This is a genomic window from Staphylococcus warneri (genome assembly GCF_900636385.1).
Taxonomy (GTDB): Bacteria; Bacillota; Bacilli; order Staphylococcales; family Staphylococcaceae; genus Staphylococcus; species Staphylococcus warneri.
The window spans coordinates 296,913-322,744 of record NZ_LR134269.1 but is presented as its reverse complement, the minus strand read 5'-3'; the positions used below and the strand labels follow the sequence as shown (position 1 = coordinate 322,744).

Annotated in this window: 28 protein-coding genes; 11 read left to right on the top strand and 17 right to left on the bottom strand. The window is 33.0% G+C overall.

Annotated features, from left to right (window positions below):
• Positions 1-196: 196 nt before the first annotated feature.
• Positions 197-1,570 carry an amino acid permease gene (locus EL082_RS01445; protein ID WP_002450156.1) on the bottom strand — a complete coding sequence of 458 codons (1,374 nt, stop codon included), beginning with the start codon at positions 1,568-1,570 and terminating at the stop codon, positions 197-199.
• Between the two features lie 220 nt (positions 1,571-1,790).
• On the opposite strand from EL082_RS01445, the gene EL082_RS01440 reads away from it, so the two are divergent.
• Positions 1,791-2,354, top strand: coding sequence for a TetR/AcrR family transcriptional regulator (locus tag EL082_RS01440; protein WP_002467060.1), 564 nt, complete (start codon positions 1,791-1,793; stop codon positions 2,352-2,354).
• 234 nt (positions 2,355-2,588) lie between these two features.
• A complete protein-coding gene (locus EL082_RS01435; protein WP_002467048.1) occupies positions 2,589-2,813 on the top strand; it encodes a DUF896 domain-containing protein in 225 nt (74 codons plus the stop codon).
• A 67-nt stretch (positions 2,814-2,880) separates the two neighbouring features.
• Here the strand turns inward: EL082_RS01435 and EL082_RS01430 are convergent, their stop codons facing one another.
• From EL082_RS01430 to EL082_RS01420, 3 genes are read right to left on the bottom strand one after another with little or no spacing between them, the layout of a single operon-like run.
• On the bottom strand, positions 2,881-3,258 hold the full coding sequence (locus tag EL082_RS01430) for a VOC family protein (RefSeq protein WP_015364672.1): 378 nt from the start codon (positions 3,256-3,258) through the stop codon (positions 2,881-2,883).
• A 31-nt stretch (positions 3,259-3,289) separates the two neighbouring features.
• Entirely contained in the window at positions 3,290-4,105 is an 816-nt protein-coding gene (locus EL082_RS01425; RefSeq protein ID WP_002467054.1) for an NmrA/HSCARG family protein, read from the bottom strand.
• A 17-nt stretch (positions 4,106-4,122) separates the two neighbouring features.
• Complete coding sequence (locus EL082_RS01420; protein ID WP_002467052.1) at positions 4,123-4,425, bottom strand: DUF2316 family protein; 303 nt, start codon at positions 4,423-4,425, stop codon at positions 4,123-4,125.
• Between the two features lie 95 nt (positions 4,426-4,520).
• On the opposite strand from EL082_RS01420, the gene EL082_RS01415 reads away from it, so the two are divergent.
• The 4 genes from EL082_RS01415 (at position 4,521) to EL082_RS01400 (ending at position 7,727) form a co-directional block, all read left to right on the top strand.
• Positions 4,521-5,072 (top strand): TetR/AcrR family transcriptional regulator, encoded by a 552-nt coding sequence (locus EL082_RS01415; protein WP_103286203.1) that lies wholly within the window; start codon positions 4,521-4,523, stop codon positions 5,070-5,072.
• Positions 5,073-5,076: 4 nt separating this feature from the next.
• Positions 5,077-5,781 (top strand): SDR family NAD(P)-dependent oxidoreductase, encoded by a 705-nt coding sequence (locus EL082_RS01410; RefSeq protein ID WP_002467059.1) that lies wholly within the window; start codon positions 5,077-5,079, stop codon positions 5,779-5,781.
• A gap of 67 nt (positions 5,782-5,848) precedes the next feature.
• Positions 5,849-6,850: an amidohydrolase family protein gene (locus EL082_RS01405; protein WP_015364671.1), complete on the top strand. Its 1,002-nt coding sequence runs from the start codon at positions 5,849-5,851 to the stop codon at positions 6,848-6,850.
• Between the two features lie 43 nt (positions 6,851-6,893).
• Positions 6,894-7,727, top strand: a complete 834-nt coding sequence (locus EL082_RS01400; RefSeq protein WP_002467242.1) for an alpha/beta fold hydrolase — start codon at positions 6,894-6,896, stop codon at positions 7,725-7,727.
• A 49-nt stretch (positions 7,728-7,776) separates the two neighbouring features.
• On the opposite strand, the gene EL082_RS01395 is transcribed toward EL082_RS01400, so the two are convergent.
• The gene (locus EL082_RS01395; protein WP_002467251.1) at positions 7,777-8,634 is read right to left on the bottom strand and encodes a fructosamine kinase family protein; all 858 of its coding nucleotides are present in this window, start codon (positions 8,632-8,634) and stop codon (positions 7,777-7,779) included.
• A gap of 237 nt (positions 8,635-8,871) precedes the next feature.
• Here EL082_RS01395 and EL082_RS01390 point away from each other — a divergent pair, with 237 nt between their 5' ends.
• Positions 8,872-9,939: a quinone-dependent dihydroorotate dehydrogenase gene (locus EL082_RS01390; RefSeq protein ID WP_015364670.1), complete on the top strand. Its 1,068-nt coding sequence runs from the start codon at positions 8,872-8,874 to the stop codon at positions 9,937-9,939.
• 88 nt (positions 9,940-10,027) lie between these two features.
• On the top strand, positions 10,028-10,312 hold the full coding sequence (locus EL082_RS01385) for a hypothetical protein (protein ID WP_002467247.1): 285 nt from the start codon (positions 10,028-10,030) through the stop codon (positions 10,310-10,312).
• A gap of 52 nt (positions 10,313-10,364) precedes the next feature.
• Here the strand turns inward: EL082_RS01385 and EL082_RS01380 are convergent, their stop codons facing one another.
• On the bottom strand, positions 10,365-11,051 hold the full coding sequence (locus EL082_RS01380; RefSeq protein ID WP_370657654.1) for an epoxyqueuosine reductase QueH: 687 nt from the start codon (positions 11,049-11,051) through the stop codon (positions 10,365-10,367).
• A 257-nt stretch (positions 11,052-11,308) separates the two neighbouring features.
• Between EL082_RS01380 and EL082_RS01375 the strand changes: the two genes are divergently transcribed.
• The gene (locus EL082_RS01375; RefSeq protein WP_002467249.1) at positions 11,309-11,761 is read left to right on the top strand and encodes a VOC family protein; all 453 of its coding nucleotides are present in this window, start codon (positions 11,309-11,311) and stop codon (positions 11,759-11,761) included.
• Positions 11,762-11,810: 49 nt separating this feature from the next.
• On the opposite strand, the gene EL082_RS01370 is transcribed toward EL082_RS01375, so the two are convergent.
• Positions 11,811-12,398, bottom strand: coding sequence for a TetR/AcrR family transcriptional regulator (locus EL082_RS01370; protein WP_002467244.1), 588 nt, complete (start codon positions 12,396-12,398; stop codon positions 11,811-11,813).
• Positions 12,399-12,544: 146 nt separating this feature from the next.
• Here EL082_RS01370 and EL082_RS01365 point away from each other — a divergent pair, with 146 nt between their 5' ends.
• Complete coding sequence (locus EL082_RS01365; protein WP_002467245.1) at positions 12,545-14,227, top strand: CocE/NonD family hydrolase; 1,683 nt, start codon at positions 12,545-12,547, stop codon at positions 14,225-14,227.
• Between the two features lie 94 nt (positions 14,228-14,321).
• Here the strand turns inward: EL082_RS01365 and EL082_RS01360 are convergent, their stop codons facing one another.
• The 7 genes from EL082_RS01360 to panB all read right to left on the bottom strand — a co-directional run bounded on the left by EL082_RS01360 (position 14,322) and on the right by panB (position 21,207).
• Positions 14,322-15,671, bottom strand: coding sequence for a zinc ribbon domain-containing protein (locus EL082_RS01360; RefSeq protein ID WP_002467250.1), 1,350 nt, complete (start codon positions 15,669-15,671; stop codon positions 14,322-14,324).
• Positions 15,671-16,753, bottom strand: a complete 1,083-nt coding sequence (locus EL082_RS01355; protein WP_002467239.1) for a zinc ribbon domain-containing protein — start codon at positions 16,751-16,753, stop codon at positions 15,671-15,673. Before EL082_RS01355 ends, EL082_RS01360 begins: the two co-directional genes overlap by 1 nt.
• Positions 16,754-17,004: 251 nt before the next feature.
• Positions 17,005-17,889: a TcaA second domain-containing protein gene (locus tag EL082_RS01350; protein WP_019236092.1), complete on the bottom strand. Its 885-nt coding sequence runs from the start codon at positions 17,887-17,889 to the stop codon at positions 17,005-17,007.
• A 184-nt stretch (positions 17,890-18,073) separates the two neighbouring features.
• Positions 18,074-19,000 carry a zinc ribbon domain-containing protein gene (locus tag EL082_RS01345; protein WP_103286204.1) on the bottom strand — a complete coding sequence of 309 codons (927 nt, stop codon included), beginning with the start codon at positions 18,998-19,000 and terminating at the stop codon, positions 18,074-18,076.
• Positions 19,001-19,159: 159 nt separating this feature from the next.
• A complete protein-coding gene (gene panD / locus EL082_RS01340) occupies positions 19,160-19,543 on the bottom strand; it encodes an aspartate 1-decarboxylase (RefSeq protein WP_015364666.1) in 384 nt (127 codons plus the stop codon).
• A 1-nt stretch (position 19,544) separates the two neighbouring features.
• The gene (gene panC, locus EL082_RS01335; protein ID WP_002450179.1) at positions 19,545-20,396 is read right to left on the bottom strand and encodes a pantoate--beta-alanine ligase; all 852 of its coding nucleotides are present in this window, start codon (positions 20,394-20,396) and stop codon (positions 19,545-19,547) included.
• The gene (panB, locus tag EL082_RS01330) at positions 20,389-21,207 is read right to left on the bottom strand and encodes a 3-methyl-2-oxobutanoate hydroxymethyltransferase (protein WP_002467254.1); all 819 of its coding nucleotides are present in this window, start codon (positions 21,205-21,207) and stop codon (positions 20,389-20,391) included. The genes panC and panB overlap by 8 nt, the downstream gene beginning before the upstream one ends.
• 76 nt (positions 21,208-21,283) lie before the next feature.
• Here panB and EL082_RS01325 point away from each other — a divergent pair, with 76 nt between their 5' ends.
• Complete coding sequence (locus EL082_RS01325) at positions 21,284-22,141, top strand: oxidoreductase (RefSeq protein ID WP_002467241.1); 858 nt, start codon at positions 21,284-21,286, stop codon at positions 22,139-22,141.
• A 65-nt stretch (positions 22,142-22,206) separates the two neighbouring features.
• Here the strand turns inward: EL082_RS01325 and budA are convergent, their stop codons facing one another.
• From budA to EL082_RS01310, 3 genes are all read right to left on the bottom strand, one after another.
• Complete coding sequence (gene budA, locus EL082_RS01320; protein WP_015364664.1) at positions 22,207-22,911, bottom strand: acetolactate decarboxylase; 705 nt, start codon at positions 22,909-22,911, stop codon at positions 22,207-22,209.
• Between the two features lie 34 nt (positions 22,912-22,945).
• A complete protein-coding gene (gene alsS / locus EL082_RS01315; RefSeq protein ID WP_019236093.1) occupies positions 22,946-24,610 on the bottom strand; it encodes an acetolactate synthase AlsS in 1,665 nt (554 codons plus the stop codon).
• A gap of 109 nt (positions 24,611-24,719) precedes the next feature.
• Positions 24,720-25,676: an L-lactate dehydrogenase gene (locus EL082_RS01310; RefSeq protein ID WP_002465932.1), complete on the bottom strand. Its 957-nt coding sequence runs from the start codon at positions 25,674-25,676 to the stop codon at positions 24,720-24,722.
• Between the last annotated feature and the right edge of the window lie 156 nt (positions 25,677-25,832).

Here is a 25,832-nt window from a genome sequence, read left to right as displayed (position 1 = left end):
GTTGGTAATTCGTTGATGCAATCATTTGTTGTGTAAAGTTGGGCCAATTAAGACTATGGAGAATAGTATATCACATTATTAGAATTTTCAGATAAATATATTTGTAAAGTCATTAATTTTACAAATTTTCTTTTAACACGACTGCTATTTAAAAAGCACCGCCAACAAAGCTTTCTTGTTGGCGATGCACATTCATTTATTCATCTGGAATCTCTGCTTTTCTAGATTCTTTTTTATATCTTAAATACATTAATCCTAAAATCCCCATCCAGAATGGTGCAATGATTACTGCAAGTCTCGTACTTGGATTAATCAGTAATACCACAAAGATAAATATAAAGAATAGTACAATAGCATATGCCATCCATTTGCCACCTGGCATTTTATATTGACTCGCTTTATGAAGTTCTGGATTATGTTTTAAATATCCTAAATAAGCAATCATGATGATTGACCAAATCACTATATTTAAAACTGTTGATACTGTCGTAATATATACAAACACTTGAGTCGCATCTTTAAAGATGGCATTTAGTATCACAGAAATACTTAATAGTGCACATGTCACTAATATCGCATAATATGGAACGCCATTGCGATTAGTTTTACCAAGAATAGGTGGTGCTTGTTTACGTTGAGATAAACCAAACATCGTTCTACTATTCGCAAACACACCACTGTTACACGCAGATGCCGCAGCTGTTAATACTACAAAGTTGATTAAACCTGCTGCAAATGGAATACCAATTAAACCAAACAATTTCACATAAGGACTATCTGAAGGATTTAATTGATTCCATGGCACCGCCGCCATAATGACTGCAAGTGATCCAATGTAAAATATCAAAATGCGATATGGTACATTATTAATCGCTTGAGGTATCGTTTTATGAGGATTTTTAGTTTCTCCTGCAGTAATACCAATTAATTCAATTCCTATAAATGAAAAAATGGCCATTTGGAAGGACATGAAAAATCCTGAAGCACCATGCGGGAATATACCACCATGACTCCATATTTGAGATACGCTAGCAGTGCCATAAGGTGTCTTCATTGCAAAGACAATCATAATAATACCTACAATTATTAAAGCTAGTATTGTTAATACCTTTATAATCGCAAACCAAAATTCTAATTCTCCAAATAACTTTGCACTAAATAAATTGAGTGTCATTAATACTAACAATGTAAATAAAGCTGTTAACCAATTAGGCATTGCTGGATACCAATATTCTATGTATTTAGCAACTGCCGTAATTTCTGCCATTCCTGAAATAATCCACGTTAACCAATAAGTCCATCCAACCACAAAGCCTGCTAATGGCCCTATATGTTTATGAGCGATATCTGCAAATGATTTGAATCCAAGGTTAGATAACAACATTTCCCCCATTGCTCTCATAAACATAAATAATACAAAACCTACTATAATATAAGTCAACAATATCGATGGTCCTGCCAGATGAATTGATTCACCTGCGCCTAAAAACAATCCTGTACCAATAGCACCACCAATAGCAATTAATTGTATGTGTCTATTGCTTAATTCACGTTGCAGTTTATCTGCCATATCCGTCTCCCCGTTCTGTTTCTTTAACAGTTTCTCCCCTAAAAAGATTACAAACTTTGTTTGAAAGTAAATTCACTTTCTATAAAACTATATTTACCCATAATTTAAATTTACAATCACTATTAAATTAGTTCATAGACACTATTTTTGACATATATGACATTTAGCAAGATAATTTATATTAAGATAAACAACATTTGTTAGGTAGGTGCAAACATAATTGACTGACAAAATTGATCCCCGTGTCACACGAACAAAACAACTACTTGTTGACGCATTTCAAAAAGTATCAAAAGAAAAGAAGTTAAGCCAATTAACAGTCAAGAATATTACTGATGAAGCAACTGTTAATAGAGCTACGTTCTATGCACATTTCACAGATAAATACGACATACTCGATTATTCTTTAGATGTCACTATTCTTAAAGATTTAAATGACACACTCAACATTTCAAATATTATCAATGAAATCGTCTTAAAAAATATATTCATCACAATGACTCAATATATGGAACAAGTACAAGCATCTTGTGAAATGAACCAAGATGTATTTTGTGAACAAGCGCACAAGAGAATTAATAACGAATTAGAGGATATCTTTTCTATCATGTTAGAAAATAGTTATTCAGATATTGATAGAGACATCTTGGTAAGTAGTGCTAGTTTTCTTGCGGCAGGTATGAGTGGTCTGTGTAATCATTGGCTTTCTACAAGTCATGATACAGCTGAAAACTTTATAGACAAAAATCTTCCATTCTTAATTCATCACATCGCGCACCTATAAAGATTTCAACATTTTATTATCTAAAACAAATGATGACCCTATGTACATTAATAAAATAATGATGCATAGGGTCATATTTTTTATTTATACAACAAACTGATCAATATGTTGCATAGACAACATATGAATTGAGCATGTCTATTGCTATATCATGCATATGCGAGTATATTATGTTTATACAACAAGTGTTGCTTAGTAAATATTTGTTGGAAAAATGAATTGGAGGTTGCGATGATGCAAATTTTAGACAGAATTAACGAATTAGCAAATAAAGAAAAAGTACAAACATTGAGTGTAGAAGAAAAACAAGAACAACAAGCACTCAGACAAGACTATTTAAAAATGATACGAGGACAAGTACTTCATACATTTTCTACTATGAAAGTTGTTGATCCACTTGGCCAAGATGTTACACCAGAAAAAGTTTATGATTTGAGAAAAGAATATGGAAATATTTAAGTTGATCTTAAATCCAAATTAAAAGGCACTCAGCATCCAAACTTGGAAACTGAGTGCCTTATTGTATTTAACAAACTAAAAAGTTAAATTTATGTCCATCTGGATCAGCAAACATAGCACCATAATAGCCTTGTTTAACTGTCGGTTGTTCTAAAATATGACCGCCTGACGCTTCAACTTGTTTAACAAGTTGATCAACTTCTTCATTCGTCTTTACACCTAGAGAAATAATCGTTTCATTAGCATTTGCATGAACTTTATCCTGAGTGACCGCTTCAAAATGTTTATTTTCAATTAAGATGACAATGGTCGATCCTATTTTAATTCCTACCATTTTGTCAAGCATGTCAGGATTATGATTAATTTCAAATCCTAAAGATTGGTAAAACTGCTCACTTCTTTTTAAATCTTTAACATGTAAATTAAACCACATCGACTGAATCATAACTATCTCTCCTTATTAACATAGACCATTACTAAAATTGTACTTTCTCAATCCATTGGGCTAATGATAGTTTATCTGGATTAATTTGATTCATTAAATCAAAATCGACAACATAACCTTTTTCTTCTAGCCAACTTCTTTCGGCTGTACCACTAACAAATTTACCTTTAATTTCTGTTGGCATGCCAGTAACAGTAGCAAACGTTTTAACGACTTCATTAAGTGTTAACTCATCTGAAGCAATTTCAATCGCTTGATGATTATATTGTTCAGGGTCTTTAAATAAATTTGCAGCAATTCTAGCAATATCAATTGAAGAAATCATCGCAAATTTAACATCTGGACTAATAAATTCAGGTATTACAATTTGTTGATTTTCTTTTTTAGCTATTCTAAGGAAGTTATCCATAAAGAATGAAGGTTTGATAATTGAAAAATTCAATGATGACGCTTTAAGTGTATTTTCAATATCTGCTAAGGCTTCAAAGTGTGGTCCTTTTCTATCTCTATTTACACCACCAGCTGTACTATAAACCACAAATTCAATGTTTTGCTTTTCAGCAAGTTGAATAATCATTTTTCCTTGTCTTAATTCTTCAGCAATATCATCTTTAACAATAGGTTGAACACTGTACAATCCGTATTGTCCTTGCATTGCTTGTTCTAAACTTTGTTGATCGCTTAAGTCACCTTCTACAATTTCAAGTTTGTCACTATCAATAGACGTTAACTTTTCATTATTCTTATTACGTGTTAGTGCACGTACATGCCATCCATCTGATAAAAGTTGCTTAACTACGGCATTACCTTGTTTACCTGTAGAACCGATTACTAAAATGCTTTTCATTGATATTCTCTCCTTCATTACTGTTGTAAAAACCAATAATCATCCTTTTCACCTTTTAAATATGTATATTCTTTTGGTGATTTACCCGTATGCCAGATATTTTCATTCATTAGGTCTCGAACGTCCCAAACTAAATGTATAAATTGTTGCAAATGATTTCCAAATAATTTATTTGGCGCTTTCATTTGTAATACATGTGACACATCATTGATTGAAATGTTCAATTCGTCTGCTATATTTTTTAAACTTAACGTTGTTTCGTCAAAATGCTCTTGTAGTTCTTTAGCTGTGATTTGTCTTTGCTCTTTATTTAATGACACTTATATCACTCTATTTGTCTTTTTGTATGATAGGCTTTATAATAAACGGATAGTTGTCCGTTTGTCAACAAACTTATTTTAAGAAGGTGATGTATTTGCGACGAGACGCCCTCGAGAACCGGCAGCGCATTGAGAATAAAGCGATTGAACTCTTTAACCAATATGGTGTTCAACAAGTGAGTATGAATCGCATCGCAAAAGAATTAAATATTGGAATGGGAACTTTGTATCGTCATTTTAATGATAAGAGTGCCTTGTGTGCGACGATTATCGAACATGACTTTACTGACATTATCAACCAAATGTACGAAGTGAAAGAAAAACATCACGATACTAAAGTAGTCATGGCAAAGTCGCTTGATATCTTTTTAGATTTCAAAACCACCAACAGTGACTTACTTCACTGTATTGAAGAAACAACAGAAAAAAATGACTTTTACCATAGTGATATTTATTTACAGTTATTTAAGTTTTATAGTGAAATTCTTGGCAATAATAAAAGTACAACATGGACAACTTTCAAAGTAGATATGTTCTTGAAATCATTATCTACTAAATCTTTCGAATTACAAAAAGACGAACGCGGACTATCAAATGAAACAATCAGAGATTATATAATCAAACTATATTTTGATAAAGAGGAGTAATATCATGACTAAAATTACATTAATTACAGGTGGCAATAAAGGCTTAGGCTTCGAAACTGCCAAAGCACTTATCAACGAAGGACATAAAGTCTACATTGGTTCTAGAAATGAATCACGTGGACAAGAAGCAGCTAAAGAAATTGGTGCACAAAGTGTACAATTAGACGTTACTGATGAGACATCTGTACAACATGCTTTCAACTACATTAAAGATCAAGAAGGTCGCTTAGATGTACTTGTTAACAATGCTGGTATCTCAGGACAATTTGCAAAACCTGCAGATATTACTGTTGAAGACATGGATAAAGTCTATCAAACAAACGTATACGGTATTGTAAGAATGATGAACACATTCATTCCATTACTAGAACAATCAGAACAACCTGTCGTTGTTAATGTAACAAGTGGTTTAGGTTCATTTGGTATGGTAACAAATCCTGAGTCAGAAGAATTTCATGTTAATTCATTAGCTTATTGTTCTTCTAAATCAGCTGTCACTATGCTAACAGTTCAATACGCTAAAGGTTTACCTCAAATGCAAATCAATGCTGCAGATCCAGGTTCTACAAATACAGACTTAGTTGGTGACTTTAGCAATAATTCTAAACCAGCAACTGAAGGCATCAAACCTATTGTAGAATTAGCAACAATTGATGCTGATGGACCAACAGGTACGTTCATTAATGGTGACGGCAAAATGCCTTGGTAATTTCCAATAATTAATGAGTAGTATTCCCACTATATAAATAAAAACGCACTATGATGGAGGATTTAAAATGAAAAGTATTACTTTCGAAGAACATTATGTGATAGATGACATTCAAAAAGAAACAATGAGTCAAGTTTCTGCTGACCCTAATGGCGTACCCATGAAAGTCATGTTAGAAGGATTAGAGAAAAAATCAGGTTTTACTGACGCTGATGAAATCTCTCATCATGATAAACGAATTAAATTCATGGATGAACAAAATGTACAAATGCAAGTATTATCATACGGTAATGGTGCACCCTCAAATCTTGAAGGTCAAAAAGCCATCGATTTATGTAAAAAAGCTAATGATCAATTAGCTGACTATATCAAACAAAATCCAGATCGTTTTGTAGGATTTGCTACATTACCAATTAACGAACCTGAAGCGGCTGTTGAAGAATTCAAACGTTGTGTCAACGAGTTAGGGTTTAAAGGCGCACTCATTATGGGTCGTACAAAAGATGGTTTCTTAGATCAAGATCAATTCGACGGTATTTTTGCAACTGCTGAAGAATTAAATGTACCTATTTATTTACATCCCGCACCCGTAAATAGTGATGTATACCAATCTTACTATAAAGGAAATTATCCAGAAATCACTGCTGCTACATTCGCTTGTTTCGGTTATGGCTGGCACATCGATGTTGGTATTCATGCAATCCATTTGGTACTATCAGGTATCTTTGATCGTTACCCTAATCTAAATATGATTATCGGACACTGGGGTGAATTCATTCCATTCTTCTTAGAACGTATGGATGAAACTTTATTTGCTGATCATTTAAAACACCCTGTTAGTTATTACTTTAAAAATAATTTCTATATGACACCAAGTGGTATGTTAACTAAACCACAATTTGATTTAGTTAAAAAAGAAATGGGAATTGACCGAATTTTATATGCGGCAGACTATCCTTATATCGAACCAGAACGTTTAGGCGTATTTTTAGATGAACTTGGTTTAACTGATGAAGAAAAAGAGAAAGTAAGTTATAGAAATGGCGCTAAATTACTTGGCTTAGAATAATATTATTTATAAATCATGCTTTAACTCAATGGAGGTATTTCATATGAATACAATAGAATTAAAAGGTGCTAAATTACGTTATCATCAAATTGGACAAGGTCCGGTATTAATATTCATCCCAGGTGCCAATGGGACTGGCGACATCTTTATGCCATTAGCACAACAGTTAAAAGATCACTTCACTGTAGTTGCAGTGGATCGTCGTGACTATGGTGAAAGTGAGTTAACAGAACCACTACCAGAATCAGCAGCAAATCCAGACGATGATTACCGTGTAAAACGTGACGCAAAAGATATTGCAGAATTAGCACAATCACTTAGTGATGAACCTGTCTATATTTTAGGTTCAAGTTCTGGTTCAATCGTTGCTATGCATGTACTCAAAGAACACCCTGAAGTGGTTAAACAAATTGCTTTCCACGAACCACCAATCAATACATTCTTACCAGATAGTAAATACTGGAAAGATAAAAATGATGAAATTGTAAACCAAATCCTTACAGAAGGTTTAGAAAAAGGTATGAAAACATTTGCTGAAACACTTAATATTGCACCGATAGATGCTAAAATGATGTCTCAGCCTGCAGAAACAGAAGAAGCTCAAAAAGAACAATATCAACGTGTAATGTTCTGGTCTGAATACGAAATTCGCCAATATACACATTCAGATATTACTTTAGAGGACTTTAAAAAGCATGAAGATCAAATCACATTACTAAATGGTACTGATTCTAAAGGATCATTTCCACAAGATGTTAACTTCTATATTAATGAACAAATCGGTTTACCAATCTTTGATATTCCTGGCGGTCATTTAGGTTATGTACAAAAACCTGAAGGCTTTGCCGAAGTATTATTAAAAATGTGGCATCAATAAGTTGATTAAAAAAGCACGCGTTGAAAAATAATTCAACGCGTGCTTTTCTTTACCCTAATATTGTTTCCATTGAACGATTAACACTACTCGCATACATTCCACCGAATTTTAATAAATGTATCATCAATAAATATAATCTATAAAATTCTAACCGTTCATACGCACCCTTAGCCAACGGGTAATGCTTTTCATATTCATCATAAAATTCTTGAGTAAAACCACCAAATACGGTTGTAATACCTAAATCAAATTCACGATCACCGTACAACGGTGCTGGATCAAATAAAGCTGGACGACCATCTGTTAAAAACATATAATTACCACCCCATAAGTCACCATGCAATAACGATGGCTTACTTTGGTGTTGGTCTAATGCATCTAGCATCACCGCTCTCACCTGTTCATATACTTTATTATCTTCTTCATTCCATAGTTGTTTACGTAATAATTCATCTCGAATATGATCCATACGGCGATAAATAAAAATGTCTTTCCAATTGTCCGTCCATGAATTATCAAATGAAATATCGCCACCTTCATGTGGCAATCTGAATCCAAATTGACCATCTTCTTGTTGTTGACTATGCATTTTAGCAACTAATTGTCCCAAGTCTTTTTGACTGCCAGTTGGTCCTTCCTCAAGATAGCTTAAAATTAAATAAGCATCACCATTTATCTCACCACTTGCAATGACTTTAGGAGCAGTAATACCTGCATTTTCGAATTCATTTAGTCCTGCTATTTCTGCAGCATAAAATGATTCATCTCGATTACGTTGTACTAATAAGAAGAACGTATCATCTTGCTGCGTGGTTACTTTAAATGCTTCATTCACATCTCCACCACTTACTGGCGTAATCTCTTTAATGTAATCTAGCGGTAAATGTTCTTTCCAATCTATAGCCATGATGTCACCTTCCCTATATTACTGAATACTATTTATATTACCTCATTTCCAATCGCTTAATCGTTAAAGACGGTATCAATATGTAGTCCTACTTTATAAAAGTTCGTCTATTTTTTTAATTTTTATAATTTAACTAGGAAATTGCAAATGAAAATGCTAGTCTATTAAAAGGAAAAGTTTCAAATATATTAAGTTGAGGATAGTAAGCCTCAAATATAATGAACTAGGAGCGTTAACATGTATAAATTAATTAAACCCCTTTTATTTAAAATTGAACCTGAAAAAGCACACGGATTAACTATCGACGCATTAAAAATTGCACAAAAGCAATCCTATGTATTACCGATTATGAAAAAATTATTCGATTACCAAAATCCAATGTTATCTCAAGATATTCACGGTATTACATTTGAAAATCCAATCGGCCTTGCAGCTGGTTATGATAAATCTTGTGAAGTACCTAAAGCTTTAGAAAATCTTGGTTTCGGCGCATTAGAACTTGGTGGTATCACACCAAAACCACAACCAGGTAATCCACAACCTCGTATGTATCGCTTATTAGAAGATGATGCCTTAATTAATCGCATGGGCTTTAATAATATCGGTATGAACAAAGCACTTAGTCATTTGCGCCGCTACGCTTACCATACACCTATAGGTCTAAACGTAGGTGTTAATAAAATGACTTCTTATGACGAGCGATATCAAGATTATATTAAAGTCATTGATACATTCAAAAATGATGTTAATTTCTTCACTGTCAATATAAGTTCACCTAATACTGAAAACTTACAAAATTTTCACGATAAAGATGAATTTTCAATGTTATGCAATGCGTTAGAAACGTTTAAAGCAAGCAATGAAATCAATGTACCTATTTTCTTAAAATTGACCTCTGATATGGATGAAGAAGGTTTGAAATCTCTATTACCAACTATTCAGACACACTTCGATGGTGTCATCCTTGCAAATACGACACGTAAACGTGATGGCTTAAAATCAGCTAACCGTGTTGAAGATGGGGGGTTAAGCGGACGTCCATTATTTGAACGTAATTTAAAACTTGTTAAATTAGCCTATCAAGAAACTAAGGGAGAACTCTTAATTATTGGTACAGGCGGCATCTTTAATGCTGAGGATGCTATCCAAATGTTACGTAATGGAGCCTCTTTATTACAAATATACTCTTCATTAGTTATGGAAGGTCCAGGATTAACTAAAAAAATAAATAAAGATATTGTTCAATATTTAAACCAAAACGGTTATCATCATATTAGCGATATCATCGGATTAGATGTAAAATAATTAAAAAGCAAGTTAACGATGAATCAATGACTTTACATCAAGTATAATCATTAAAAGTATGTGTCATGAATATAGGAGGCATTATACAATGCGAGAAGATATCAAAGATAAAGAAATGAATCAGTCCACACAACAAGACACAACAGAAAACAGTAAATCACATCCTTCAAATGATGAAGATGAAAGAAAAGGCCTAAATGGCTATCGAAAAACAGATCTCGATTTAGAAATCGAACGTGAATTACAAGAAATGATGCAAAATGAAGACAAAGAAATTAAAAAAGAAAATAAACGATTTAAATTCTTTTCTTTTGCAGCAATGCTCGTCATAGCTATTATGGCTATCGTACGTTTCATTCATAGAATGATTTAATTAATATGATGATCCAGAGTAAAAGATATAACATCTTCGCTCTGGGTCATTTTTAAAATTGCTTTAAAAATTCATTGGCTTCTTTATTAATTTCTTTAAAGTCAATCCCTTGTTTCATTGCGGCAAACACACACCCACAGTAACACTGTCTAAAAATATGATAATCTTTACACATTTCAATGGAACGCTCATATCCCCTATTTTTCTTGAAATCACTTGGTAAATATTTAATATTATAAATTTGTTGAACATCCATACCAAGTTGATTAATTAATTGCGCATTCTTCTTTGGCGATAACGTGATTGCACTACCAAAGTAATCATAACCATATTTAACAGCTGCTTCGGCAACCATCTCAAGCCTCATTTCAAAACAAGCTGTACATCGAAGACCACCTTCTTTTTCTTCAGTAAGTCCTCTTGATTTAGCCATTTTCATAAATTCATGTGGTTGATAAGCTGCTTCAATATATTTTACATTAGCTCCTGTCTGTTCATTAAAATCATTGACAAACATTTCTTGAACTTTAGCGCGTCTTAAATATTCACTCCTAGGGTGAATATTGGGATTGGCAAAATATATCGCGATATCAGCATATTGTGCTAAAAATTCTAAAGTATAGGTACTACAAGGTGCACAACAACTATGTAATAAAATTTTAGGTCGCTCCCCGTTTTGTTCCCATTGTTGAATCATTTTCCTTAAAACTTTGTCATAATTGATTTTTTGGTTCTTCATTTTCTTTAAAATTTCGCCCGCTTCAATCAAAAGAAACCCCTCCCTTTTAATGCATAATATAATTTATGAATATTATACAATAAACGATACATAAAAAGTATATTTCTAGTTTCCTAATATATCCATATAAACGATACAATTGAAAACTAAGTCTTATTTCCATTATTAATAAACTAATCATACATAATTCTATTCTTTTTACATAAAACATTGTATGATGTGGTTAGCAATAAAATAAAAATAACAAGGGGTATTTTATGACTCAATTATCACCATATTTAGCTTTTCCAAATACAAAAGAAGCACTTAAATATTATGAAGAGGTTTTTGGCGCTACAAATATTAAACGTTTAGAGGTTGGCGAAGATCAAGCTGAACATTTTGGTATGACTAAAGAGCAAGCCAAAGAGGCAACAATGCATTCTGAATTTGAAATTGTTGGGGTGAAAATCTTAGGCGCGGATTCATTCAGCCGAATCCAACCTATCAATAACGGCATTTCATTATTAATTGATTTTGATATTAATGATCAAGCTGATGTAGAAAGAGTCGAAGCTTTCTATGATAAAATTAAAGACCATGATTCTATCGACGTTGAATTACCATTATCAGAGCAATTCTGGGGCGGTAAAATGGGCGTATTTACAGATAAATACGGCGTAAGATGGATGTTACACGGTCAAGATTACAACGCAATGCCACAGTCATAATTTATATAATAAGGTTGAGACATAAAGTTTGTGTCCCAACCTTTTGCTTTTATTCTCCTCTTCTAATTATCGTAGCTGGTCCATTGTTAACTATATCGTAAAAATGCTGTATCAAATCATCTTTAGCAATGCGATTGGGATCCTCGACCCAATGTCGGATAAATGATAATCCAGCACCTGATACATAACTCATAAAATAAGAAAACGGTATATCATCTATTTTATTGTTTTCATTTTTAAAATGATTTAAATGACCTGTGATTAATTCATATAACTTTTCATGTAAATTCGAATCTTTCCCCATCGTAAACATTAATTGATAAAATTCCATATTCTTTTCTATATTTCCTATTAAAAATTCCATAATCGTGCGGATACTTTCAGCAGAGAATGTTTGATTTTTATATACATCTCCCTCTTCAATAAACGTTCTTATTATTTCTACTTGTTCATCTTCCATCTTTTCTAATAAATCATATTTATCTATGTAATGAGTATAAAAAGTACTACGATTCACATCTGCCAAATCTGATATTTGCTGAACCGTGATTTGTTCTAAGTCATATTTATGGAGTAAATCGATAAAAGCATGTCTAATTGCTGCTTGTGATTTTCTAACACGTCGGTCTTGTGGCATTATGTCACTTCCTTATAGCTTTCTTTCCAACAATTATAAGGTGTTTGTTGGTTAACATACAAATCATCTACATTGATGATTGGAATTAACCACATAACCCTTTACGATAAAAGTGTAAAGAAAATAAACCAAAAAGGGTGATTCAAATGACAAGAAATTTATTAGGTAATCCTCAATTAACTGTCACAGATGTTAACGATGTTAAAGAAGGTCTTAATCATATCGTTGTAGATAGTGTACAATTTGGTAATCAAGAAATGATTATGGAAAAAGATGTGGCTGTAGAAATGAAAGATGGCGAAAAATTATACGTCAATATTTTCCGTCCGAATAAAGAAGGTCAATTTCCTGTTGTCATGTCAGCCGACACTTATGGTAAAGATAATAAACCTAAAATCACTAACATGGGCGCACAATGGCCTACATTAGGTCCTATTCCAACTTCTAGTTTCACACCAGAAGAATCACCAGATCCAGGATTCTGGGTACCTCAAGATTATGTCGTAGTTAAACTTGCTTTAAGAGGTAGTTCTAAATCAAATGGTGTTCTATCACCTTGGTCAAAACGTGAAGCTGAAGACTACTATGAAGTCATCGAATGGGCTGCAAAACAAGAATGGAGTAATGGTAATGTGGGTACCAATGGTGTATCTTATCTAGCTGTTACTCAGTGGTGGGTTGCTTCATTAAATCCTCCTCATTTAAAAGCTATGATTCCTTGGGAAGGACTCAATGATATGTATCGTGAAGTAGCCTTCCATGGCGGTATTCCTGATACAGGTTTCTTCCGTTTCTGGGTTCAAGGTATTTTTGCAAGATGGACTGATAATCCAAATATTGAAGATTTAGTTCAAGCTCAAAAAGACCATCCATTATTCGATGATTATTGGAAACAACGTCAAGCACCGTTGCATCAAATTAAAACACCATTACTAGCTTGCGCAAGTTGGTCAACACAAGGTTTACACAATCGTGGTTCTTTTGAAGGCTTTAAACAAGCAAGTTCAGAAGACAAATGGTTATATATCCATGGTCGTAAAGAATGGGAAAGCTATTATGCTCGAGAAAACCTTGAACGCCAAAAAGCCTTCTTCGATTATTACCTTAAAGAAGAAGATAATGATTGGAAAGAAACACCAACTGTTACTTATGAAGTAAGGGATCAATTCTATAAAGGTGAATTCAAAACAGCAACAGCATTCCCATTACCAAATACAAACTACACACCTTTATATCTAAATGCTAAAGACTTAACTTTAAATCAAAATGCTGTCAATGAAGAAAGTTCAACTCAATACGATTCTGAAAATGAACAAGATGATGTGCGCTTTAGCTATACATTCGATCATGACACAGAATTAGTAGGAAATATGAACTTAAAACTTTGGGTAAGTACAGATGATGCAGACGATATGGACTTATTCGCAGGTATTAAGAAACTAGATCGTCGTGGTAACGAAGTGCACTTCCCAGACTTCAACCATATTGAACAAGGTCAAGTAGCTACAGGTTGGTTACGTGCATCTCATCGTGAGTTAGACCAAGACAAATCAACTATCGCTCAACCTTGGCATAAACATGAACAAGAGCTCAAACTTAATAAAGGAGACATTGTTCCTGTTGAAATCGAATTATTACCATCTGGCACACGTTTCAAACAAGGTGAAACATTAGTCGTTGTTGTCAAAGGTAGTGAAGTAGTTAAAGGTAATAGTACGCCTGGTATGAAAACACGCTATGAACATGAAGAACGCGTTAACAAAGGTCTTCATCATATTCATACAGGTGGACAATATGATTCTCAACTTATCGTTCCAGTTACAAAATAATGTTATATATATTTAAGAAAGGACCACTCATCAGAGTGGCCCTTTCTTTTGTTTAACTAGAATATTAAAATGATAACTTTAAAGCATGGTAATCTTAGTAACCTGAACCGACTTTTTCGCCGTCTTCATCATATTCTGTTACATAGCCATCATCTGTGTCAACTGTATATGACCCGGCTAAGTCTCCATCTTTATCTTCAAATGAGAAGCCCCATTTGCCGTCATCCGTTTTTTCAGGTTCTTTATACGTATACGTATCTGTATCTAATTTATGACCTTCATATGATTCTACTTTGTCGATAACATTACTTCTTGTCACTTCACCTGAGTCGCTACTGTCACTGTCATCGTCTTCATCCATTTTTTTATCATATGCGTCATCAATCGCGTCTTCATCAAATTTCAATGTAACTTCAGATACGCCATCATCTTCATTACTTGCACTTGAGACATTCACTGAACTTGATTTAAATGACTGACCATCTAATGTACCTTGTGCATAAACAATTACCTCTTCATCAGGATCATATGGACCATACGTTTTTGATTCATCTCCTGAATTTTTATCGTTCACATAGATTTTAATATCATCTAACATTGAGCCGCCTTCAGTTGTCACAGTGAAACGCTTTTGTTTAAATGATTCCTTGGCAGTAGCTTTATCTTCACTCATACTAATGTCAAGCGCACCATTAAACGTTTTGCCATCCATCTTCTTAGATGCTTTTAGATTATAGTCGCCTATTGGGAACGCGCCTAACGTTTTTTCTTCTTCTTTCTCAACAGAAATATGGTGTTTCTCTCCATTAAAAGTATAAGTAATGTCACCACTATCATTAGGATAAATGGATACCGTTTGTTGCGGAATATTAAAGTTATACTTATCGAAGAATAAATATTTTTTACCATTCTTCTCAATATTCAAGACATTATTATCATTCGCATTGACTGATAAACTTTTATACTTACCTTGCTTGATTTCTTTAGTATTATTTTTAATTTGATTGGCAACGTTAGTTAAATCGTCTTCAGCTTTAATGTAATTTAAATATGCTCTTGCTTCTTCTTCACTCAATTTATGATTATCTGACGTTACTTGTTTTGCTAGACCTTTAGCATCATCTTTTTTCACTGCATGTGCGATATTGTCCGCTTGACTTTCAGGTGAAAATTGATGTTTCAAGATTGCAAAAATGGCAATTAACATAGCCAATACCACTGCAATAATCAAAATAATTAAGATAACCTTTTTCTTACTTTTCTTAGGTTGTGGTTCATACTGTTGATGTGTATTCGCATTATTATAACCTTGTTGTCGTTGTGCATTTCCTTGACTTTGAGTTGATTGTGATGTACTTGATGATCCATTAACTGGTGCACCACAATTTGTACATATCTTTACGTCTGGGCGTAAAGGATTACCGCAATTACTACAATATTTCATTAAAACGTACTACCCCCACCAAATAAGCTGTCAAATAATGAATCTTTTGTTTCATTGAATGATTCTAAGATACTTGAGAATGTTACTTCACCAAATATTCTCATTAAAATGAAAATAACAATTAAATAAATAATAATACCGTAAAAGCTAGAAAATCTAGTGTGATTAATACCACTATATTTAGCAATAAGATAAACACCTGACGTAACAAGTATAACGAAAGATAAAATGAGAACGACTGTACCAAACGTATATGCTTCCATTATTAATAAAATAATTGATAGTAATAATGTCGCTACTGTTACACTGTTAATAAATACAAAATCTGAAAGTACTTTTTTAAATGGTATCGCTTGGACTACAACTAATCTAGTAATAGCAAACGTTGCACCTACAATTGCAGCTAATAAAATAATTAAGCTAAAAATGATAGAAAAAACAATTTTAGATTCTGAAGTAAATAAAGATACTTCTTCTGGAATAGCTAAGAATAAAATAATCGCTATTAAAATTAATCCAATTGCTAAAAGTGACCCTAATAATTTGAAACTAAATGTATGTATACTTTTAATTTCTCTGTCTGGATCTACAAAGGCACTTTTGAAAAACCCTTTACTTTCAGCTGTAACCTCTTTAGCTTGTTCACTAAATTGGTTAGGTTGCTTTTGATAACCATGTGGTTGTTGTTGATATTGCTGGTTTTGGAATTGTTGATGTTGTTGCTGATATTGCTGGTTTTGGAATTGCTGTTGATGAGTATTGTTTGACGCTTGTTGCTGTTGACTATGATTGAAGTTTGAGTTTGAACTACTTTCTGTAGATCCAGTATGTTGATTCATAGAATTAAATGAAGCATCTTGGTTCATAGATTGTGATTGTTCATGTGAGGCATTGCTAGTTGAATTGATCGTGTGGTGACTAGATGGTTGTGTTGAATGATGAGACTGTGTATTAGAGTCTGCTTTTTGAATATCATTTTCAGCGGCTGTGACTGCTTTAGATTGACGGTCTAATTTAGTACCACATTCTCCACAAAAAACGTCATCTTGTTCGACTTGATGACCACAATTTGGACATTTCATAATGTTACCCCCAATTTCTATTTTTAATCTTTGCAAAGTATAACATTATATTTATGTTGTTTTCTATGGATTTTTGAAATATTTATAAAAATCTTTATTAAAGTTAGTTATATTTTTAGATAGACCAAATACCTTTATAGATATTTTTGCTAAAATTATTTTATTTTAATATCTATCAAAAACCTTCTATCGTTATCAAATCAATAAAAAAAGAGAAGTGCTTATCGCCTTCTCTTTTATATCAATATGATTTAATTTTTTGTCATACCATGGTTATCTTTATTTCGAGTCTGATTAAAGACTTCCGACTCATTAAATTTAAGTACAACATTAACTGGACTTTCATCGCTATTAATTGAAGGTACATTCACTTCATTGGATTTGAATGATTGATTCCCTATATAACCTAATCCATATACAAGTAAATCTTCTTCTCCACTATACGGTCCATATGTGATGTAATCTTTAACTCTACCCATTTGCTTATCGTTTAATACTAACTCTACTTTTTTAAACATATAACTATTTTTAGTTGTTACTTTAAATCGCTTTTCACTAAAATCTTCTTTAGCCATTGTGCCGTACTGCTTTAAATTTAATATGATTTCGCCATCATAGGTACGATTACCCACTTTTTTAGTTGCTTTTAATTTATATTCACCTAATGGTACTGCTTCAAGACTCACTATATGACCTTTCACTAAACGTATTTCATGCTTTTTGTCATTTAATTGATATGTCAATTTACCATTATCTTTAGCATCTAATATAAAACGAAATTGTGGTATTTCAAATTGAAATTCTTTGATATAACCATATAATTGCGTTTTCTTTTTAATTGTTAAAATTGTCACACCATCAATGTTGATATCTTGCGATGTAGCTTCACTCTGATCTAGATGGCGGATGGCAGATCTGATTTGTTTCATATATCTATCCGAGCCACCCATTGTTTGAATTAAAGAAAAATATGCTGACGCTTCATCATCTGTCAATGATTGATGATTTGAGGTAACTAATGTGGTTAATTGATCTTTATCCTTATATTTCATTGTATCTGAAAATGCTTGAATTCTTTTATCAGCTGAATTTTCATATCTAAAATAGTATACCCAACTTACTAATGCAACGACCATGATCATCACTAAAAAGACAATCAGGAACAATGGTTTTCGTGGCTTGCGAAAACGGTATCTATGCGATTTACGTGCAGCATGTATTTGATGCAAATGATTATTATTATATTTTTTGTTCGACGCTTTTGAATGATACAATGAACAATTTTGAATTAGATTATAATTGATAGGCATATCGCATCTATTACAATAAACCACTAAAACCACTACCAAACAACTTCATCAGGTAATCATTAATGATTTGTTGTATAATCATATGCCCTAATAAATAAACCATTACCATCATGACAAATTGGTAAATGATAATGCCATATATACTCGCAATTTTTGTAGGATAGACACCGCTATATTTTACTAATATATACGTTGGGGAAATCATATATAATAGAACAAATGCTAATAGTATGATAATCAATGCTAATTTAAAGATAGATAAAATACCTAAGACTAGACCCATCAATAATGCTAATACTGAAAATGTATTAATTACGATATAATCTGAAAATACTTTATGAAATTCTATCGCTGTGGTTAAAGTATATTTCACAATACAATATAAAATATTCACTGATAAAGCCAAACTACCTAGAATGATAACTATCATGTAAAAAATAGCTTTGAATGGTGAACTTTCTGGAAATAATAAAAATATATCAGATGATAAAATAATAACTAATAACGTACTTAAAAATAATCCAGCGCACATTAACGTCACTAATAATCGATAACTATATATCACATCGTTTTGATCCGATAATTTAAATACATGGTTAAAAAACTGTTTACTTTCGTCTTTTAAATCCTTCATTTTATGTTCAAAAGATGCCGTTTTGTCTTTCATAATTTCTTCAAAATGCGCATCGTTTTCACCTAGCGTAGATAACTTTCTCTTTGTGCGATTTGATGTTGTGTCTTGTTTGAAGTTTTCTTTATCCCTTCTACTTCCCGTATTTTTACCGTTAGTTTTCGTAGAATAATGTTGAGTCTCTTTCATTGTAGATGCTGTTGTACTAGTTGTTGTATGGTCATTTTGACGTGTTAATTGGTAACCGCAATGACTACAACATTGATCTTCTTGTTGATAATTCTGACCACAATTTGGACATTTCATGTCTATTCAATTCCTCCGCTATACTTACTTAGCTAAATTATATCCCATTTGACCATCCTATTCTATATTATTTTTATTTTATTCATTAAAATTTAAAAGTCCTAATAAAACGCATCTTGCGATTTACTAGGACTTTATTTTCATATTGAGTTATACGACTTATAAAACAACCGTATTTTCTTTTTCATGTATCATCTCAATGATTTCATTATGTTCATTCATCACTGCAACTTTAGGTGCATGATACTTTAATTCTTCTTCATTTAATTGTGCATAGGTCATAATTATGACTATATCGTCTACTTCTACTAATCTTGCGGCGGCACCATTCAAACAAATTTTGCCACTACCTCTTTCGCCCGCGATGACGTATGTTTCAAAACGTGCACCATTATTGTTGTTAACGATTGCTACCTTCTCATTAGGTAGTATATCAACGGCTTCTAAAATATCAGAATCAATCGTGATGCTTCCAACATAATTCAAGTTGGATTCCGTCACTCTTGCTCTATGAATTTTAGAATTCATCATTGTTCTAATCAACTTATTCAGCTCCAATTATTATATTATCTATCAAACGTGCTTTAGAAAATTTAACCGCTAATGAAATAAAGATTTGGCCTTGAATTTTAGATTGCTCTTCTAATTCTGGGTAACTATAAATGGCTACTTCATCAACTTGACCACTTGTATAATCTAATAAATACTGTGTAATTTCATCTATTATAACAGAACTATTGCGTTCACCATTATTATATAAATCACGTGCTAATTTCAAACTTTTACTTAAATGAACGGCTTCCTGACGTTCCTCTTCTGTTAAATATACATTTCGTGAACTTTTAGCTAGTCCATCTTTTTCACGAACAATATCAACTCCAATGATTTCAATTGGATGATTGAAGTCTTTAACCATTTTTTCAACGATAGCCAATTGTTGTGCATCTTTTTTACCGAAGTAAGCATAGTCTGGACTAATAATATTAAACAATTTATTTACTACAGTTACGACACCTTCAAAATGTCCTGGTCGTTGAGCACCTTCTAATACATGGGCTAATTTACCCACCTTCAAAGTTACGCCTAATTCATCAGGGTACATTTCTTCTACACTTGGATAAAAGACATAATCCACATCAATTTCTTCCATCATTTCAACATCTTTATTAATTTGACGTGGATACGCATCGAAGTCTTCATTTGGACCGAATTGTAAAGGATTAACAAATATACTTACTACAGTTATATCGTTAAATTCTGACGATAATTCCATCATTTTTAAATGCCCTTCATGTAATGCACCCATAGTTGGTACAAAACCAATCGTTTGACCATGTCTCTTGTATTCTTTAGCAATACTTTGCATTTCACTTACCGTTGTAATCACTTTAGTCATTTTTATTTACCTCGCTCATAATTTTTTTCTTATACGTGTGTGCTTCGGATGGAAATGCGCCTGATTTTACTTCTTCATTATATTGTTTTAAACCATTAATACCTATTGAAAAATCACTATATTGCTTAACAAATTTGGCATGACGATCGACACCATAATTTAACATGTCATGATAAACCAATACTTGTCCGTCAGTATCTTTCCCTGCGCCAATACCTATCACTGGAATTGATAGCTGTTGACTAATCTCTTGCGCCAGATCACTAGGAATCGCTTCGAGTACAAGTGCAATTGCACCAGCTTCTTCTACATGATGCGCATCTTTAATTAACTGTAATGCAGCTTCTTTTGTACTACCCTGCAATTTATATCCCATAACGCCAACACTTTGTGGTGTTAACCCTAAGTGTGCAACAACAGGAATGCCTATTTGAGTGGCTTTACGAATAAATGAAGTTAAATGTGCACCTTCTGCTTTAATAGCGTTTGCTTCTGTTTGTTGATATAACGTTAATGCATTTTTCAAATCTAATTCATCACTGATGCCCACCGCACCGATAGGCATATCTACGACTACAAATGTATCGGGCGCACCACGTCGAACTGCTTTACCATGATGAATCATATCTTCTATTGTAACTTGAACTGTACTTTCATAACCTAACACAGTCATTCCTAAGGAATCTCCTACTAAAATCATATCTATATCTGCTTGTTGTGCTTGCTTTGCACTAGGAAAATCATAAGCAGTAACCATTGAAATTTTATTGCTTTGTTCTTTCATTTCTACTAACTGAGCTATAGTTTTCAATTCAATTCATCCTCAATTTCCTATATTATTAAGCAATAGTATAATGAATCTATCCCAGAAAGGAAAGAATAATATTATGACAATTGGTGTTATTGGTCCAGGTGCCGTTGGAACAACGATTGCTATTGAACTACAGCAAGCATATCCTGACACTTTACTTATTGGAAAACAAAAAAACACATTAAATTATTTCCCAGAAAATGGACATCAATCTAAAACAATCTCTGTAACGCCTTATCAAGATATAACACAACCCCTTGATATTGTATTTATTGCGGTTAAAACATATCAATTAGAATCAGTTATTACTCAATTATCGCCTATTATTCATGAAGAGACTATAATCATTCTCGCTCAAAATGGCTATGGACAATTAGAACATATACCTTATCCAAATTCATATCAAGCTGTTGTCTATATTAGTGGTCAGAAAAACAACAATGATGTCACTCATTTTAGAGACTATCGCCTTCACTTGAAAGATACACCAAGGACTCGAAAATTACAAAAGTTAACTGACCAAACGAATATTGAAATCATACTCGAAGAGAATATAGAAGAAATAATATGGTATAAACTATTAGTTAATTTAGGTATCAATTCAATTACTGCGTTGGGTCGAGATACTGCTAAATTATTACATTCATCACATATTCGGGACATTTGTCGTGGAATCATTTTAGAGGGAATTGCCGTAGCACGTGCTGAAGGACTCAATTTCGATGTGAATACACTCGACTCTATTATGACTATATATGAGGGGTACCCTGATCAAATGGGAACAAGTATGTACTATGATATCACATCTGGAAGACCTTTAGAAATGGAGACTATCCAAGGATACATTTATAGGAAGGCTCAAGAATATCATATAACGACACCTTACCTTAATACGGTTTATGCATTTTTATCAGCCTATCAATCTCAATTTTAATAACTTTTCTAATAATTTAACAAAGCCTGAGGCAAGACATGACTTACCTCAGGCTTCATTTATAATTATTCGGCTTCTCTTATTTCTTCCGCAATATCTTTATAATCAATAGTAGCATTATTAAATGTTTCATCATGAGCTGGAAAATGTTGTTCGAAAGTTTCAAAGTTCTGAATCTCAACTTTAACATCTTCAACTTCAAAATCTAATACATGGCCACCAAAGTTGCGATCATCATTAGCAAAGTGCACATGGAATCCTGCTGAACCTACACCATGGAAAAGTTCCGGTGTGAAGAATCCAACTACAGATCCTTTAATATATGTTTCGGTTTGTTCAGGCTGTCTGCGTGCTGAATCGATTAAACGAGTGTATGGTGGTTCTTGACCAGGCATCATACGTACATGCATCATTTTAAACAATCCAGAAATTTTCACTGCTGAAAATAAATTTTCACTAAGCATTTTTTCCTTCACTTCATCAAAAACAGCTTCAGAAGTTTTATCTTTAGTTTGGTATGTTGTATCTGCTGTGAATTTTGTCACCGTTGCATAAGGTGTTAATTCATCACCTTTGAGTTCAACGAATTCTTTATGTTCGTTGGCATGATAAGCTTTGCCATCTACAAATATCACTTCTCCATTAGAACCTGTTAGCGTCGCAATACCTAAATCACCATGTTCTAATAGTTCATTAATTGATGCAGTACCTTTTAATAAACCTGCCATCAATGTTCCTAATGTTCCGTGTTGATATAAGACATTAGTCATAAACGATTTCACTCCTACTTTGTGTTCATCTTTATTAGTTAAATGCATCAGGTAACATGTTTGTTGAAAGCTTCATGTTATCTTTATAGTTAACTGGAATATCTATCAATACTGGGCCTTCTGTTTCATAGCCTTCTTTGATAGCCGCTTCTAATTCTTCTTGATTTGTGACACGCATACCTTTTGCTCCAAAAGCTTCTGCATATTTCACATAATCAACTGAACCAAAATCTACACCTGATGAACGTTCATATTTCATTTCTTCTTGGAACTCAACCATATTATACTTACCATCATTCCAAATTAATTGTATGATATTTAGATTCTTTCGAACAGCTGTTTCTAAATCCTGTGCTGAAAATAGGAATCCTCCATCACCAGCCACTGAGACAACTTGTGTATTTGGACGTACAAGTGCTGCAGAAATCGCCCATGGTAATGCAACACCTAATGTTTGCATACCATTACTAAATAATAAATGTCTTGGATTATAACTTCTGAATTTACGCGCCATCCAAATATAATGACTTCCAACATCAACAGTAACTGTTGTGTCGTCAGTTAATATCTTCTGCATAGATTCGATAATCTCGATTGGATGTAATACACCCTCTTCATGAGTTGCTTTAATACCTGTTTCTTCAATGATATGTGCTCTTAACTGCTCTAATTCATCTAAATGTTGTTGGTTAATAAATGGTTCATCTACTTTGTCAGATATCATTTCAATAGTTCCTGCAATATTACCAATTAATTCTTTAGTAGGTTGCATATAATTTGTAATTTCTGCTGGAACTTCGTCAATATTGATCACTTTCGTGTCTAATTCCTTATTCCAATTGCTTGCTTCATACTCAATTGGATCATAACCAATTGTGACAACTAAATCACTTTTACGAAGTAATTCGTCTCCTACTTGGTTACGGAACAATCCTACACGGCCAAAGAAGTGATTTTCTAATTCGCGACTAATGACCCCAGCACCTTGGAATGTTTCTACTACTGGTAAGTTTGTTCTTTCAACTAATTTACGGATAGCATTTGTTTCATTTGCACTTGAACTTCTCATACCAGCAAGTAAAACAGGGAATGCTGCATTTTTAATTGCATCAATCACATCATTAATATCTTGCTCACTAAGAACACCTAAATTAGGCTTTTGACATAGTGCTATTGCTTTTGATTCTACTGGTGCTGAAATCACATCTTGTGGAATACTTATAAAGCTTGCACCATTTTTACCTGATGTTGCTGTTCTCATAGCATTAGTCATTACTTCTGATAAAGATTCAGGATCTTGTACTTCTTCACTGTATTTTGTTGAGTACTTTAATAAAGCCGCGTTGTCTATACTTTGATGTGTTAAACGTAATAAATCATTACGCTTAACTTGTCCTCCTAAAGCTAATACGGGATCTCCTTCAGATGTTGCTGTTAATAGTCCAGTCGTTAAGTTACTTACACCTGGACCACTCGTTACAAGTGCGACACCAGGTTTACCAGTTAGTCGTCCTATACCTTGGGCCATCATTGCTGCGTTTTGCTCGTGACGCGTAACAATAAGTTCAGGTCCATCGTCTTCAAGTGCGTTAAATAAATAGTCAATTTTTGCACCTGGAATACCAAATACGTACTCTACACCATTATTTTTTAACGTGTCTATGACCATATCGGCTGCAGTATATTTTTTGTCTGCCATTATATTCATTTCCTTCCAATGCTCACATTTTATTTTATCTTGACGATAACATCAGTGTGAAAACAATTCCCCGTTGCTCATTTATACATTAAAGATTATTATTCATGTTCTATTGGTCTAAAAGATGTTTCACTGAATCATATGAAGCTTCTAATGCCTCAACAGATTGTTTAAACAATTCTTTTTCGTGATCGCTTAATGGTGTTTCATAAATTTTACTTGCACCATTTTCGTTAATTAATGTTGGTACACCAATGTATACATCTTTAAATCCATATTCTCCATTTAATTGTGAAGAAACTGTTAAAATTGTGTTTTCGTTGTTTAATAAAGCTTTTGAAATTCTTAATAAGGCTAATGCAATACCGTAGTATGTTGAACCTTTAGCTTGAATAATTTCATAAGCAGCGTCTCTAGTTTTTTCATAAATTTCTTGTGCTTTAGCTTCACTACCTGTTTGCTCTTTAAGCGTATCGAATACTGAAATACCAGCGATATTTGCTTTAGACCATACTGCTAATTCTGAGTCACCGTGTTCACCAATGATTGCAGCATGCACACTTGCAGGAGCTACATTTAACTCATTACTGATTAAATATCTAAGTCTTGCAGAGTCTAATACTGTACCTGAACCGATAACACGTTCAGCTGGTAAACCAGTTAATTCTTTAACATAACGAGTTAAGATATCTACTGGATTTGCCGCAATTAGGAAGTAACCATCAAAACCACTATCCATAATACTTGTCACAATGCTATGCATAATTTTTGTGTTTTTCTCTACTAATTGTAAACGTGTTTCACCTGGTTTTTGTGGTGCTCCAGCAGTAATAACTACTAAATCAGCATCTTTACAATCGCTATATTCTCCAGCTTTAACAACAACTGGTGAATCACTGTGAAGTGCACCGTGGTTTAAATCTTGAACGTCTGCATTCACTTTATCTTTAGCAATATCAATAATTACAAATTCATCTGCAATACCTTGTGTGACCATTGCAAAAGCATAACTAGAGCCTACAGAGCCATCCCCAACTAAAACAACTTTTTTACCAAATTTTTTCATATTGAAAAACTCCTTCACTTTGAAGAGATAAAGATTAAAGTTTACGTTTTTATCTCATTCATTTATAATAAATTACAATTAAATCCGACTTCATTTTAAATATACTTTATTAAATTTTATGTGTAAACATACAAGGGGGTGAATGATGTTAACGTC